Source organism: Herbaspirillum sp. SJZ106, assembly GCF_006715495.1.
Taxonomy (GTDB): domain Bacteria; phylum Pseudomonadota; class Gammaproteobacteria; order Burkholderiales; family Burkholderiaceae_D; genus Herbaspirillum.
This window is the reverse complement of sequence record NZ_VFNI01000006.1, coordinates 124,557-138,027: the sequence shown is the minus strand read 5'-3', so window position 1 is coordinate 138,027 and position 13,471 is coordinate 124,557. Positions and strand designations below refer to the sequence as shown.

The 13,471-nt window shown below is 61.0% G+C and carries 14 protein-coding genes; 10 read left to right on the top strand and 4 right to left on the bottom strand.

What is annotated here, in order from left to right:
* Positions 1 to 34: 34 nt before the first annotated feature.
* From lspA to FB598_RS18265, 4 genes are all read left to right on the top strand, one after another.
* Positions 35 to 544 (top strand): signal peptidase II, encoded by a 510-nt coding sequence (lspA, locus tag FB598_RS18280; protein WP_141917189.1) that lies wholly within the window; start codon positions 35 to 37, stop codon positions 542 to 544.
* 40 nt (positions 545 to 584) lie between these two features.
* The gene (gene coaBC / locus FB598_RS18275; protein WP_141917190.1) at positions 585 to 1,781 is read left to right on the top strand and encodes a bifunctional phosphopantothenoylcysteine decarboxylase/phosphopantothenate--cysteine ligase CoaBC; all 1,197 of its coding nucleotides are present in this window, start codon (positions 585 to 587) and stop codon (positions 1,779 to 1,781) included.
* A gap of 65 nt (positions 1,782 to 1,846) precedes the next feature.
* A complete protein-coding gene (dut, locus tag FB598_RS18270; protein WP_141917192.1) occupies positions 1,847 to 2,296 on the top strand; it encodes a dUTP diphosphatase in 450 nt (149 codons plus the stop codon).
* A gap of 11 nt (positions 2,297 to 2,307) precedes the next feature.
* Complete coding sequence (locus FB598_RS18265) at positions 2,308 to 3,405, top strand: M48 family metallopeptidase (RefSeq protein ID WP_255463960.1); 1,098 nt, start codon at positions 2,308 to 2,310, stop codon at positions 3,403 to 3,405.
* A 198-nt stretch (positions 3,406 to 3,603) separates the two neighbouring features.
* Here FB598_RS18265 and clpA read toward each other — a convergent pair whose 3' ends face one another.
* Positions 3,604 to 5,907, bottom strand: a complete 2,304-nt coding sequence (gene clpA, locus FB598_RS18260; RefSeq protein ID WP_141917197.1) for an ATP-dependent Clp protease ATP-binding subunit ClpA — start codon at positions 5,905 to 5,907, stop codon at positions 3,604 to 3,606.
* On the bottom strand, positions 5,904 to 6,218 hold the full coding sequence (gene clpS / locus FB598_RS18255; RefSeq protein ID WP_050468104.1) for an ATP-dependent Clp protease adapter ClpS: 315 nt from the start codon (positions 6,216 to 6,218) through the stop codon (positions 5,904 to 5,906). The genes clpA and clpS overlap by 4 nt, the downstream gene beginning before the upstream one ends.
* 337 nt (positions 6,219 to 6,555) lie before the next feature.
* Here clpS and FB598_RS18250 point away from each other — a divergent pair, with 337 nt between their 5' ends.
* Positions 6,556 to 6,762, top strand: a complete 207-nt coding sequence (locus FB598_RS18250; RefSeq protein WP_141917199.1) for a cold-shock protein — start codon at positions 6,556 to 6,558, stop codon at positions 6,760 to 6,762.
* 176 nt (positions 6,763 to 6,938) lie between these two features.
* Here FB598_RS18250 and icd read toward each other — a convergent pair whose 3' ends face one another.
* Positions 6,939 to 8,195 carry an NADP-dependent isocitrate dehydrogenase gene (gene icd, locus FB598_RS18245; protein ID WP_141917202.1) on the bottom strand — a complete coding sequence of 419 codons (1,257 nt, stop codon included), beginning with the start codon at positions 8,193 to 8,195 and terminating at the stop codon, positions 6,939 to 6,941.
* A gap of 269 nt (positions 8,196 to 8,464) precedes the next feature.
* Here icd and FB598_RS18240 point away from each other — a divergent pair, with 269 nt between their 5' ends.
* The 3 genes from FB598_RS18240 to FB598_RS18235 all read left to right on the top strand — a co-directional run bounded on the left by FB598_RS18240 (position 8,465) and on the right by FB598_RS18235 (position 10,055).
* Positions 8,465 to 9,025 carry a pseudouridine synthase gene (locus FB598_RS18240; protein WP_141917204.1) on the top strand — a complete coding sequence of 187 codons (561 nt, stop codon included), beginning with the start codon at positions 8,465 to 8,467 and terminating at the stop codon, positions 9,023 to 9,025.
* A gap of 177 nt (positions 9,026 to 9,202) precedes the next feature.
* Complete coding sequence (locus tag FB598_RS20805) at positions 9,203 to 9,373, top strand: hypothetical protein (RefSeq protein WP_006463172.1); 171 nt, start codon at positions 9,203 to 9,205, stop codon at positions 9,371 to 9,373.
* A gap of 214 nt (positions 9,374 to 9,587) precedes the next feature.
* Positions 9,588 to 10,055 (top strand): DUF192 domain-containing protein, encoded by a 468-nt coding sequence (locus tag FB598_RS18235; protein ID WP_141917206.1) that lies wholly within the window; start codon positions 9,588 to 9,590, stop codon positions 10,053 to 10,055.
* Positions 10,056 to 10,230: 175 nt separating this feature from the next.
* Here the strand turns inward: FB598_RS18235 and rpsT are convergent, their stop codons facing one another.
* A complete protein-coding gene (gene rpsT, locus FB598_RS18230) occupies positions 10,231 to 10,497 on the bottom strand; it encodes a 30S ribosomal protein S20 (protein WP_050468109.1) in 267 nt (88 codons plus the stop codon).
* A 392-nt stretch (positions 10,498 to 10,889) separates the two neighbouring features.
* Here rpsT and murJ point away from each other — a divergent pair, with 392 nt between their 5' ends.
* Both murJ and FB598_RS18220 read left to right on the top strand, forming a co-directional pair.
* A complete protein-coding gene (gene murJ / locus FB598_RS18225) occupies positions 10,890 to 12,443 on the top strand; it encodes a murein biosynthesis integral membrane protein MurJ (RefSeq protein WP_141917208.1) in 1,554 nt (517 codons plus the stop codon).
* Positions 12,444 to 12,595: 152 nt separating this feature from the next.
* Positions 12,596 to 13,444, top strand: a complete 849-nt coding sequence (locus FB598_RS18220; protein ID WP_141917210.1) for a SirB1 family protein — start codon at positions 12,596 to 12,598, stop codon at positions 13,442 to 13,444.
* Positions 13,445 to 13,471: the final 27 nt, after the last annotated feature.

Below are 13,471 nucleotides of genomic sequence, written 5' to 3'. Positions count from 1 at the left end.
GTATCGAAGGCGCGCAATCTTAACGAGCATCCTCATGGCAACCAAAAAGCGCTCTTCCTCCACTGCCTCCGGCACGCAAAATCTTCTACCTTGGCTGGGTATCGCCGCCATCGTCCTGCTGCTGGACCAGCTCACCAAGATCACCATCCTCAAGCTGTTCCATTACGGCGAATCGCTGCCGGTGACCGGCTTCTTCAATCTCGTGCTGGTCTACAACAAGGGCGCGGCCTTCAGTTTCCTGGCCGCCAGCGGCGGCTGGCAGCGTTACCTGTTTACCGCCATCGGCATCGCCGCCGCGGTGTTCATCATCCACCTGCTGCGCAAGCATCCCGGGCAGCGCATGTTCTGCTGGGCGCTGGCGCTGATCCTGGGCGGCGCCATCGGCAACGTGATCGACCGCGTCGCCTACGGCCATGTGATCGACTTCCTCGACGTCTATGTCGGCAACTGGCACTGGCCGGCCTTCAACCTGGCCGATAGTGCGATTTGCGTAGGTGCGGTATTGTTCGTGGTGGACGAGCTGCGCCGGGTTTCCAAAAAGTAAAGAATCCGTCGTTCGCCTCATCAGGGACAAGGGACAAGACATGGATCTCGCTGGCAAGAAAATCGTACTCGGCCTGACCGGCGGCGTGGCCTGCTACAAGGCCGCCATGCTGGCGCGCGAACTGGGCCGCGCCGGCGCCGCCGTGCAGGTGGTGATGACGGCCGCGGCCACACAGTTCATCACCACGGTCACCATGCAGGCGCTGACCGGCAACACGGTCTATACCGACGCCTGGGATGCGCGCATCGCCAACAACATGCCGCACATCGACCTCACGCGCGATGCCGACGCCATCGTGATCGTGCCCTGCTCCACCGATTTCATGTCCAAGCTGGCGCACGGCGCCTGCGACGACCTGCTTTCCACGCTGTGCATCGCGCGTCCGGCGCGCGTGCCGCTGATGGTGGCGCCGGCCATGAATGTGGAGATGTGGCAGAACCCGGCCACCCAGCGCAACGTGCGCCAGTTGCGCGAAGACGGCATCCTGCTGCTGGGTCCCGACGCCGGCGCGCAAGCCTGCGGCGAAATGGGCGAAGGCCGCATGCTGGAGCCGGCCCAACTGCTGGAAGACATCGTCGCCGCGTTCCAGCCCAAGCTGCTGGCCGGCCGCCGCGTGCTGCTCACCGCCGGCCCGACGTTCGAGCCGATCGATCCGGTGCGCGGCATCACCAACCTCTCGTCCGGCAAGATGGGCTACGCGCTGGCGCGCGCGGCGCGCGAAGCCGGCGCCGAGGTCACGCTGGTGTCCGGCCCGACCGCGCTGCAGCCGCCTCACGGGGTACAGCGCATCGACGTGCAGACCGCGCAGCAGATGCATGATGCGGTGATGGCCAACGTCGCCGGGCAGGATCTGTTCGTCGCGGTGGCGGCGGTGGCCGACTGGCGCGTGGCCAATGCCAGCACGCAAAAACTGAAGAAGGACGCCGACGGCGCCGCGCCGCAATTGCAGTTCGCACAGAATCCCGACATCCTGGCCGAAGTCGCCGCCCTGCCCAAGCGCCCCTATTGCGTGGGCTTCGCCGCCGAGTCGGAGAACCTCGAACAATACGGCGCCGCCAAGCGGGTGAAGAAGAACATCCCGCTGCTGGTGGGCAATCTCGGCCCCCAGACCTTCGGCCGTGACGACAACGCCCTGATGCTGTTCGACGAACAGGGCCACGCCAGCCTGCCGCCAGCCGACAAGCTGATGCTGGCGCGCCAGCTGGTGCGCGAAATCGCGCGCCGCATGGCAGCCTGAAACCCCGCGGCCCGCGTCCTTCGCGGGCCATGTTTTTTACCCTATCGAAACAGACCGCCGCCTCCATGAAGACCATCGACATCAAGATCCTCGACCCGCGCATGCAAGACCAGTTGCCCGCCTACGCCACGCCCGGCAGCGCCGGCCTGGACCTGCGCGCCTGCATCGACGCGCCGCTAACGATCGCCCCCGGCAGCACCCACCTGATCCCCACCGGCCTGGCGATCCACCTGGCCGACCCCAACTATGCGGCCGTGATCCTGCCGCGCAGCGGGATGGGCCACAAGCATGGCATCGTGCTCGGCAACCTGGTGGGCCTGATCGACTCCGACTATCAGGGCCAATTGATGGTCTCGACATGGAACCGCGGCGCAACCGAGTTTGTCCTAAACCCCATGGAACGCCTGGCCCAGCTGGTGATCGTCCCGGTACTGCAGGTCGGCTTCAATGTGGTGGAAGAATTCGACAGCAGCGCACGCGGCGCCGGGGGTTTCGGCAGCACAGGCAAACACTGATGGAGAACCGCATGTCCGTACCCTACCTGCCCGCGTGGCAGAAGCTCAGAAGTATCGCCGTACTGGCGCCGCTGGCCGTATTGGCGGCCTGCGCCACGCAGGAAACCGGCGTCCCTGTTGCGCCCGCCGCCAGCAGCGGCAGCCCCGCCGCGGTCGTGACGCAAGCGCCCCGGCCGGCGGACACTCCTCAGCAAAAACAACTGCGCGATCTAATCGCGCAACAGGATCGCCTGTACCGTGTGGCGGCGCCGCTGTTGACCAGCAATGCGCAACTGTGCCGAGGCAATGCGCGCAACCTGCTTGGTTTCACCGCCAAGAACAAGTACTCGTTCCCCATCGAATATGCCGATACTGCGCGCAGCCTGGGCTATGACGAGCGCCTGCAGGTGACCGGCGTGCTGCCCGGCAGCGGCGCCGAGCAAGCCGGCATCCAGCGCGGCGACCTGCTGGTCATGCTGGCCGGCAAGCCGATGCCGCAAGGCACCGACGCCGAGCGCCAGGCCGCCGTGCTGCTCTCCCCGCTGGTGGTGAAAAAGGCGCCGATCAGCCTGGGCGTGCTGCGCAACGGCCAGCAACGCAACATCAATGTTCCGCTGACGTTCGCCTGCGCCTTCAGTATCGAGCTGGGCAACGCCGACAACATCAATACCTATGCCGACGGCCGCCGCGTGCTGATCACCCGCGGCATGCTCAAATTCACCCAGACCGACGAGGAACTGGCCTACCTGATCGCCAAGGACATGGCCCACAATATCCTCGGCCACGCGATCCGCCAGCGCATGGTGTCGACCATCGCCGAAGTCATCGACAACCTGCTGCTGCCGCATCCGGATCCGACCACCACCGCCGGCACCGCGGGCATCCGCGTCTATCCCCAGGATCTCGACGCGGCCGCCGATACGCTCTCGCTCTACCTGCTGGCGCGCGCCGGCTACAACATCGACAACGTGCCGGCTTTCTGGAAGCGCCTGGCGGATCAATATCCGGCCAGCGTGGCCAACGGCTACACGGCCTTGCATCCATCGACGGCGTATCGCCTCTCGATGATCGACAAGGTGACGCAGATCGTGAAGGCGAAGCAGGAAGCGGGCAAGCCTTTGATGCCCTGAACTGTTGTGGCTTGAATGAAAACGGCGCGGAAGAGAATTCTTCCGCGCCGTTTTCATTTCTACATTTGCCAATCCACCGCCGTCATCCCGGCGAAGGCCGGGATGACGGCGGTGGATATCATGCGCATTCCCGTCCCCCGGAGGGCATAAAAAAAGCCGGAACGATGTTCCGGCTTTTTCGCGGCTGCGGCCTGACGTTTATTCCACTTCCAGCTTTTCCTGCGGCTCTTCGGGAGGCACCGAGTCGTCGCCTTCCGGGAACTCCAGCTTGACCTGGTCCTTGTCATCCATCTCGACAGTGACGCGGCCGCCGCTGACCAGCTTGCCGAACAGCAGTTCGTCGGCCAGCGCCTTGCGGATCATGTCCTGGATCAGGCGCGACATCGGACGTGCGCCCATCAGCGGATCAAAGCCCTTCTTGCCCAGGAACTTGCGCAGGCTGTCGGAGAAGACGGCTTCCACCTTCTTCTCATGCAACTGCTCTTCCAGCTGCATCAGGAACTTGTCGACCACGCGCAGGATGATGTCCTCGTCCAGCGGGCGGAAGCTGATGATGGCGTCCAGGCGGTTGCGGAATTCAGGCGTGAACATGCGCTTGATATCCACCATCTCGTCGCCGGCTTCCTTCTTCTCGGTAAAGCCGATGGTGCGCTTCTGCAAGCTCTCGGCGCCCGCGTTGGTGGTCATGATGATGATCACGTTGCGGAAGTCGGTCTTGCGGCCGTTGTTATCGGTCAGCGTGCCGTGGTCCATCACCTGCAGCAGGATATTGAAGATATCCGGATGCGCCTTTTCGATTTCGTCCAGCAGCAGCACGGCATGCGGCTTCTTGTTGATGGCCTCGGTCAGCAGGCCGCCCTGGTCGAACCCGACATAACCTGGCGGCGCGCCGATCAGGCGGCTCACCGCATGGCGCTCCATGTATTCGGACATGTCGAAACGCACCAGCTCGATGCCCAGGATGAAGGCCAATTGCTTCGCCACTTCGGTCTTGCCCACGCCGGTCGGGCCGGAGAACAGGAAGGAGCCGATCGGCTTGTCGGTCTTGCCCAGGCCGGCGCGCGCCATCTTGATGGCCGACGACAATGCCTCGATCGCCGGATCCTGGCCGAACACCACGTTCTTGAGGTCGCGGTCGATGGTCTGCAGCTTGACGCGGTCGTCCTGGTTGACCGATTGCGGCGGGATGCGCGCGATCTTGGAAATGATTTCCTCGATCTCGGACTTGCCGATGGTCTTCTTCTGCTTCGACTTCGGCAGGATGCGCTGGGCCGCGCCGGCTTCGTCGATGACGTCGATCGCCTTGTCGGGCAGATGGCGGTCATTGATGAAGCGGGCCGCCAGCTCGGCCGCCGAGGTCAGCGCCGAAGCGGAATACTTCACGCCGTGGTGCTCTTCGAACTTGGACTTCAGGCCGCGCAGGATCTGCACGGTCTGCTCGACGGTCGGTTCGTTGACGTCGATCTTCTGGAAACGCCGGGACAGCGCGTGATCCTTTTCGAACACGCCGCGGAATTCGGTATAGGTGGTCGCGCCGATGCACTTCAGCTGGCCGCTGGAGAGCGCCGGCTTGAGCAGGTTGGACGCGTCCAGCGTACCGCCCGAGGCCGAACCGGCGCCGATGATGGTATGGATCTCGTCGATGAAGAGGATGCCGTTGGGGCTGTCCTTCAATTGCTTGAGCACCGCCTTCAGGCGCTGCTCGAAGTCGCCGCGATACTTGGTGCCGGCCAACAGCGCGCCCATGTCGAGCGAATACACGACGGCGTTCTTGAGGATTTCCGGAACGTCGCCCTGGGTCACGCGCCATGCCAGGCCTTCGGCGATGGCGGTCTTGCCCACGCCGGCCTCGCCGACCAGCAGCGGATTGTTCTTGCGGCGGCGGCACAGGGTCTGGATCACGCGCTCGACCTCGGACTCACGGCCGATCAGCGGATCGATCCGGCCTTCGGCGGCGGCCTTGTTCAGGTTCTGCGTGAACTGGTCCAGCGGGCTTTCCTTCTGCTGGCCCTCGACCTGCACATCCTCGGCGCCTTCCGGCGCCTTCTGCGGATCGGCCTGCTGGTCCTTGCGCACGCCGTGCGAAATGAAATTGACCACATCCAGGCGGGTCACGCCCTGCTGGTGCAGGTAGTAGACCGCGTGCGAATCCTTCTCGCCGAAGATGGCCACCAGCACGTTGGCGCCGGTCACTTCCTTCTTGCCGTTGGAAGCCGACTGCACGTGCATGATGGCGCGCTGGATGACGCGCTGGAATCCCAGCGTGGGCTGGGTGTCCACCTCGTTGGTGCCGGGCACGGTCGGGGTGTTGTCGGTAATAAAATTGGTCAGCGTTTTGCGCAAATCGTCGATATTCACCGAGCAGGCGCGCAGCACTTCGGCTGCGGACGGGTTGTCCAGCAGCGCGAGCAGCAGGTGCTCCACGGTAATGAATTCATGACGCGATTGTCTGGCTTCGACAAAGGCCATATGCAAACTGACTTCAAGTTCCTGCGCAATCATGCTTCCTCCATCACGCATTGCAGGGGATGCCCTGCCTTTCGAGCGTGGGTTAAAACGAGTTCCACTTTTGTGGATGCGATATCTTTGGGATACACACCACACATACCCTTCCCATCGCGGTGAACCTTGAGCATGATCTGCGTCGCAGTTTCACGGTCTTTGTTGAAGTACTCCTGGATGACGGCGACGACGAATTCCATCGGCGTATAGTCATCGTTCAACAAAAGGACTTGGTACATAGGGGGCGGCTTAAGTTTCGCCTCTTGCCGCTCCAACACGGTACCGCCATCATTTTCGTGCTTGGTTGCCATGCGTTTATTTGACCATCAAAAGCTGTGCAACGCACAATGATTACGTAAGATCCAGATGGGGAGATATTACGCGTTTTCCAGATGCTGCGCAGATGACGGTGATTTATCCTAAATCAAGGGCTACCGTAACCATCGGAGAAACAAGCGGCCAAACTTTAAGCTGAAAACCGCTTGACTTTTGGATTTCCAGCGAGAACAATGGATTCATTGATTAGTAGTTACTACTTGTCAATGCTGAAGGTATGTAAGGGGGCACGGTTTAAGGGGGGCTGCGTGACGCGCGATGCTTCTTGCTTTAACGGCTCGTGTGATAGTTTAAAATTTGAAAGATGCTTTTATGGCAACAGGTACAGTCAAGTGGTTCAACGATTCCAAAGGCTTTGGCTTCATCACTCCGGATGACGGCGGCGAAGATTTGTTCGCCCACTTCTCGGCCATCAACATGAATGGCTTCAAGACCTTGAAAGAAGGTCAGAAAGTCCAGTTTGATGTCACGCAAGGCCCCAAAGGCAAGCAAGCTTCGAACATCCAGCAAGCCGCTTAATCCCGGTTAGCGCCTGAAAAAGCCTCGCATCGCGAGGCTTTTTCATTGCCGCGCGCCCCTTCCTGCCTTGGCAAGGCATCCGCTGCCCGTACCGGCACGCTGAACCGTCAACGCACCCGCCAAGCAAAAAGCCGGGCATCGCCCGGCTTCCGCACTTCGCGCAAACATCAACGCGCTCACATGTTTTCGATCATTACCTCACCAAATCCCGAGCAGGAAACCTGGGTCGCGCCTTCAAGCAAGCGTGCGAAGTCGTAAGTCACGCGCTTGGACGACACCGATTTCTGCATTGCATTGATGATCAGGTCGGCGGCTTCGATCCAGCCCATATGGCGCAGCATCATTTCGGCCGACAGGATCACCGATCCCGGGTTGACGTAGTCCTTGCCGGCATACTTGGGGGCGGTGCCATGGGTGGCTTCGAACATCGCTACCGAGTCGGACATGTTGGCGCCGGGCGCGATGCCGATCCCGCCGACCTGGGCCGCCACGGCGTCGGAAATGTAGTCGCCGTTCAGGTTGAGCGTGGCGATCACGCTGTATTCGGCCGGACGCATCAGGATCTGCAGGAAGAACGCATCGGTGATCGCATCCTTGATCATGATATAGCGCCCGGTCTTGGGATTCTTCAACCTCATCCATGGGCCACCATCGATCAGTTCGGCGCCGAACTCCCTGGCCGCCAGCGCATAGCCCCAGTCGCGGAAAGCGCCTTCGGTGAATTTCATGATGTTGCCCTTGTGGACCAGGGTCACCGAAGGCTTGTCATTGTCGATGGCGTACTGGATCGCCTTGCGCACCAGGCGCTCGGTGCCTTCGCGCGAGACCGGCTTGATGCCCAGCGCCGAGGTCTCGGGGAAGCGCAGCTTCTTGACGCCCATTTCATTGACCAGGAAATCGATCACTTTCCTGACTTCAGCCGAACCGCTCTGCCATTCGATGCCGGCGTAAATATCTTCCGAATTCTCGCGGAACACGACCATGTCGGTCTTTTCCGGTTCGCGCAGCGGCGATGGCACGCCCTTGAAATAGCGCACCGGACGCAGGCAGACATACAGGTCCAGATGCTGGCGCAGCGTGACATTGAGCGAACGGATGCCGCCGCCGACCGGCGTCGTCAACGGTCCCTTGATCGAGACCAGGTAATCCTTGACCACTTCCAGCGTTTCATCCGGCATCCAGACCTCCGGGCCGTAGATCCTGGTCGCCTTTTCGCCGGCGTAGATTTCCATCCAATGGATCTTGCGCGCGCCGCCATACGCCTTTTCCACGGCGGCATTGACCACCTTGAGCATCACCGGCGTGACGTCCATGCCGATGCCATCGCCTTCGATGTACGGAATGATCGGGTTATTCGGGACATTCAGGGTGAAGTCGGCATTGGCGGTAATCTTCCGGCCTTCGGCAGGCACTTGGATATGTTGGTACGGCATCGTGGTCTCCGGCGTTTAAGCAGAACAAGCGGGGAATTTTAAGAGATTTCGGGAAAGCAGGTCGGATGGATGCCCGGGGAAGGCAACGCTGCTGCCGGCCCGGACGCCATGTCCTCTATAAGACATAAGATATGCCCTCGATTATGCCCGAGGATTTTACGGAATCCCATGATTTTGCGACGCCAGGGCCTGTTAACATTCAATTTACGCCTGCTGGCTGCGCCCGACCGGGTGCAGCCAGCAAATTCATTGTTCACAGGCCCCAGCGCATGCCTCTCATATTATTCAACAAGCCGTTCCAGGTGATGAGCCAGTTCTCCGCCCATCCGGAACGCGAAACCCTCGCCGGCTACATCCCGGTTCCCAACGTTTATCCCGCCGGCCGCCTCGATGCCGACAGCGAAGGCCTGCTGCTGCTCACCGACGACGGCAAGCTCCAGCATGAAATCAGCAATCCGCGCCACAAGCAGCCCAAGACCTATCTGGCGCAAGTCGAAGGCGACGTCTCCGGGGAAATGCTGCAACGCCTGCGCAATCCGCTCGACCTGGGCGACTTCGTCACGCAGGAAAGCCAAGCCCGGCTGATCCAGGAACCGGGCTGGCTGTGGCCGCGCAATCCCCCCATCCGCGAACGCAAGAGCCAGCCGACTAGCTGGATCGCGCTCACCATCAGCGAAGGCAAGAATCGCCAGGTGCGGCGCATGACGGCGGCGGTCGGCCTGCCGACGCTGCGCCTGGTCCGCATCGCCATCGGCCCGTTTTCGCTGGCCACGCATCCGTTGCTGCCAGGGGAGTGGCGCGAGGTGGATCCGGAGGAGCTGAAGCGTTAAGCGACAAGACTCGGTTAAATTATCAAAACGACATCAATCTTCCATCGCACGCCCAGCGACTCCCAAAAAAGATCGAAAAGGTTGTCAACCTCTGTTGCCTGCTACCGTTATTGTCAGTGATTCGCACGAATCATCGTTTGCCTCACATCCCTAACATGTTGAATTGAAGGACGCAAAATGAAAAAATTGATCGCCGCTCTGATCGCTGGTCTGTTCGCAACTGCCGCTTTCGCACAAGCTCCGGCCGCTCCGGAAGCCCCGAAGGCTGAAGCTGCCGCTCCTAAGGCAAAGAAGGCCAAGAAGGCAAAGAAAGCCAAGAAGGCAAAGAAGGCTGCTGAAGCTAAGTAATTTAGCGTCGCGCAATTCAAAAAGGCAGGCTAGTCCTGCCTTTTTTCATGCCCGGACGATCCCGCCCGGATGATCCCGCCCAAACGATTCATTTTCCCGCCGCCAATCATTGCCGGATTAACCTGTTCGCCAGCCGCGCCAAAGCACAACTGCTGCGAATCGCTATAATCCTGCAGATTCCAATCCCCCGATTGATCGAACACCAATATTGACCATGCGCCAACTCAATCGCCCCCGCCTGTTCGCCGGCATCGCCGCCACCCTGCTCACGGCATTGTGCCTTGCCGACGCTGCGGCCCAGACGCCGCAGCAAGTCCGCCGCTTCCCGACCACACAGCTCAACATCGGCATCCACCTGATCAAGGCCGAAGTCGCCCAGACCGAAGCCGAGCGTGAGCAAGGCCTGATGTTCCGGGAAAAAATGGGCGATAACGAAGGCATGCTATTCCTGTTCGGTGCACCGGCAGGCGTTTGCATGTGGATGAAGAACACGCTGATCCCGTTGTCGGTCGCCTTCATGGATGAAAAAGGCGAGATCATCAACATCGAGGAAATGAAGGAACAGACCCTGGATTCGCATTGCGCCAAACGCGGCGCGGTCTATGCGCTGGAAATGAACAAGGGCTGGTTCAAGCAAAAGAACATCAAACCGGGCGCAAAAATCGAAGGCCTGCCCAGGTAAACGCCAGGCGTCGCATCGGGACGGCATGCACCGCCCCCCCCCCCGGCGCAAGCTGGGACATGCGCCCGCCATGCCAGAAACGATACAAACGCAAAAACCCGCCTGAAAAGACGGGTTTCTGTTTTACTGCAACTGAATTGCGCCGGACTGGCCGGCTCAGCCAACAGCCGGCGAATTAAGCAGCCAGGGCCTTCAGGGCAGCAGCCAGGCGGCTCTTGTGGCGAGCGGCCTTGTTCTTGTGGATGATCTTCTTGTCGGCGATGCTGTCGATGGTCGACACCGATGCCTGGAACACGCTGGTTGCCGCAGCCTTGTCGCCACCGGCGATTGCCTTGCGAACAGCCTTGATCGCGGTACGCAGGGTCGAACGCTGGCTCGAGTTGTGCGCGTTTTGCTTAACTGCCTGACGTGCACGCTTGCGTGCCTGTGCGGTATTTGCCATGAAATTATCCTAAATCGAGAGTCGTATGCGCCGCAAACCCTTAGGACTCGCGAAGCCAAATTCTGTAAAGCCTTGGAGTATAACCATTTTTGCAGGCTTGGGCAAATACCTTGTCCAAGCCGCGTGCCCATCCGTTGCATTCAGGTCAAAACGGCGCATGCCATCCTGGCTTGCCTCAGATGCCCTACCTGACCAGCATAGGCAAATGGGCATGCGGATTCAATGACGGATACCGATGTTGCAATAAAGAAATTTCATTCATGCATCGAACCGATTTGGAATCAGGAGACTCTACCGCCACCGCCCACCCTTCCGCCCATCAGGCCGAAACGCTTGCCCGCGCCGCCGATTCCCGGCCGCCGGACTGCGCCGCGCCGCTATAATGCCGCACCATGAACTTGCATAAAACGCTCGCGACCATCTCCGGCATGACGATGCTCTCCCGCATCACCGGACTGGCCAGGGAAATCCTGTTTGCCCGCGCTTTTGGCGCCTCCGCCTATACCGATGCGTTCAACATCGCCTTCCGCATTCCCAACCTGCTGCGCCGCCTGTTCGCCGAAGGCGCCTTTTCGCAAGCCTTCGTCCCCATCCTCGCCGAATACAAGAACCAGCGCGGGGAGGAGCAGACCAAGCACTTGGTCGACCATGTCGCCACCGTGCTGATGTGGGTGATGCTGGTCACCTGCGTGGCCGGCATCGTCGCCACTCCCTTCGTGGTCTATTTCATCGCCACCGGCCTGAAATACAATCCGGAAGCGTTCGACGCCTCGGTGACGATGACCCGCATCATGTTCCCCTATATCGGCTTCATGGCCTTCGTGGCGCTGGCCGGCGGCATCCTCAATACCTGGAAGGAATTCAAGATTCCGGCCTTTACCTCGGTGCTGCTGAACCTGGCCTTCATCGTCGCATCGCTGTTCGTCGCGCCGTTCATGAAACAGCCGATCTACGCCATGGCGTTCGCCGTGCTGGTCGGCGGCATCCTGCAAGTGGCCCTGCAATTGCCGGCGCTGGTAAAGATCGGCATGCTGCCGCGCCTGTACTGGAACCCGATGATCGGCCTCTCCGACGCCGGCGTGAAGCGCGTGCTGCAGAAAATGGGGCCCGCCGTATTCGCCGTCTCGGCCGCCCAGATCAGCCTGATGATCAATACCAACATCGCCTCGCGCCTGGAGCACGGCAGCGTGTCCTGGCTCTCCTACGCCGACCGCCTGATGGAATTCCCGACCGCCCTGCTGGGCGTGGCGCTGGGGACCATCCTCCTGCCCAGCCTGTCCAACGCCCACTCCGCCAACGACATGGACGAATACTCGTCCCTGCTCGACTGGGGCCTGCGCCTGACGTTCATGCTGGCCATGCCGGCGGCGGTGGCGCTGGCCACCCTGTCGGAGCCGCTGACGGCCACGCTGTTCCACTATGGCAAATTCGACAACCTGTCGGTGACCATGACCGGCCATGCGCTGGTGGCCTACGGCGTCGGCCTGATCGGCCTGATCATGGTCAAAATCCTGGCGCCGGGGTTCTATGCCAAGCAAGACATCCGCACCCCGGTGATGATCGCCATCGGCGTGCTGATCGCCACCCAGTTGATGAACGGCATTTTCGTGCCGATGTTCGCCCATGCCGGCCTGGCCTTGTCGATCGGCCTGGGCGCCTGCCTGAACGCGGCACTCCTGTTCCTGGGATTGCGCCGCCGCCAGATCTACATCCCGCGTCCGGGCTGGGGGATCTTCCTGGCGCGGCTTACCGGTGCGCTGCTGGTGCTGGCGGGCGTGTCATTGTGGATGGCCGGCCAGTTCGACTGGATCGCCCTGCGGGCCCATCCGCTGGCGCGCATCGGCGCGCTGATGCTGGTGATCGCGGTGTGCGGGCTCGCCTATTTCGGGCCGCTGCTGGCGATGGGATTCAGGTTGCGCGAATTCAAGCGCATCGCCCGGCGTTAAGAACCTGTTGCCGCTCCGCGAAGAACGGCAAGCGAAAAAGAATAAACCGCGGCGACCTTGTATGCCAGAGTAGCTGGCTGGAAACAACAAGTATTTTTTCGCCGCGTTGCCAAGCGTGACGCGCGCCAAAATATTTTGATAGGATGGATGGCATGACGCTCACCTCCCTCGACTATTTTGCTTCGCTGGTGCGCCAGGACGATTCGATTCCGCTGTTCGAATCCGCCTTGACGCTGGGTCAGGACTTTTATCCCGAAATGGATTTCGCCGAGCAGGAAGTCGAGCTCGACCTGCTGGCGCAAAAGCTGAGGCAGCGCTTGCCGTCAGATGCCTCGCAGATCCAGAAGCTGCGCATGCTCAACCATTTCTTCTTCCAGGAAATGGCCTTCGCCGGCAACGTCAACAATTATTACGACCCCGACAACAGCTACATCCACCGCGTCATCGCGACCCGGCGCGGCATCCCGATCTCGCTGGCGGTGGTCTATATCGAACTGGCGCAACAGGTCGGGCTGGACATGAAGGGCGTTTCCTTCCCTGGCCATTTCCTGATGAAGCTGTCGGTGCAGTCGGGCGAGATCGTGCTGGATCCGATGAACGGCTCCAGCCTGTCGCGGGAAGAATTGGAAGAACGCCTGGAACCGTACCTGGAACGCCAGCACGAACAGGACTTCGGCGATGAGCTGCCGCTGGGCGCTTACCTGCGCGCCGCCCATCCGCGCGAGATCCTGGCGCGCATGCTGCGCAACCTCAAGGCCATTTTCATGGAAAGCCAGCGCTGGCAACAGGTGCTGGACGTGCAGGAACGCCTGGTGATCCTGCTTCCCGAAGAGATTACCGAAAAGCGCGACCGCGGCCTGGCGCGCGCCAACCTCGGCCTGCCCCAGGCTGCGCTGGAAGACCTGGAAGCCTACCTCGCGCTGCGCCCGCATGCGGACGATGCGCAAAACCTGCGCGAGATGCTGCCCGACCTGCGCGAGGCGCTGCGCAAACCCAACTGAGCCCCTGCGCAAACAGGAACGGCGGCT

Coding starts and splice junctions, on each gene's coding strand:
- clpA (WP_141917197.1), bottom strand. CDS start 5,907: ATGATTGCGCAGGAACTTGAAGTCAGTTTGCATATGGCCTTTGTCGAA.
- coaBC (WP_141917190.1), top strand. CDS start 585: ATGGATCTCGCTGGCAAGAAAATCGTACTCGGCCTGACCGGCGGCGTG.
- FB598_RS18265 (WP_255463960.1), top strand. CDS start 2,308: ATGTCCGTACCCTACCTGCCCGCGTGGCAGAAGCTCAGAAGTATCGCC.
- murJ (WP_141917208.1), top strand. CDS start 10,890: ATGAACTTGCATAAAACGCTCGCGACCATCTCCGGCATGACGATGCTC.
- FB598_RS18235 (WP_141917206.1), top strand. CDS start 9,588: ATGCGCCAACTCAATCGCCCCCGCCTGTTCGCCGGCATCGCCGCCACC.
- lspA (WP_141917189.1), top strand. CDS start 35: ATGGCAACCAAAAAGCGCTCTTCCTCCACTGCCTCCGGCACGCAAAAT.
- FB598_RS20805 (WP_006463172.1), top strand. CDS start 9,203: ATGAAAAAATTGATCGCCGCTCTGATCGCTGGTCTGTTCGCAACTGCC.
- icd (WP_141917202.1), bottom strand. CDS start 8,195: ATGCCGTACCAACATATCCAAGTGCCTGCCGAAGGCCGGAAGATTACC.
- FB598_RS18250 (WP_141917199.1), top strand. CDS start 6,556: ATGGCAACAGGTACAGTCAAGTGGTTCAACGATTCCAAAGGCTTTGGC.
- clpS (WP_050468104.1), bottom strand. CDS start 6,218: ATGGCAACCAAGCACGAAAATGATGGCGGTACCGTGTTGGAGCGGCAA.
- rpsT (WP_050468109.1), bottom strand. CDS start 10,497: ATGGCAAATACCGCACAGGCACGCAAGCGTGCACGTCAGGCAGTTAAG.
- FB598_RS18240 (WP_141917204.1), top strand. CDS start 8,465: ATGCCTCTCATATTATTCAACAAGCCGTTCCAGGTGATGAGCCAGTTC.
- FB598_RS18220 (WP_141917210.1), top strand. CDS start 12,596: ATGACGCTCACCTCCCTCGACTATTTTGCTTCGCTGGTGCGCCAGGAC.
- dut (WP_141917192.1), top strand. CDS start 1,847: ATGAAGACCATCGACATCAAGATCCTCGACCCGCGCATGCAAGACCAG.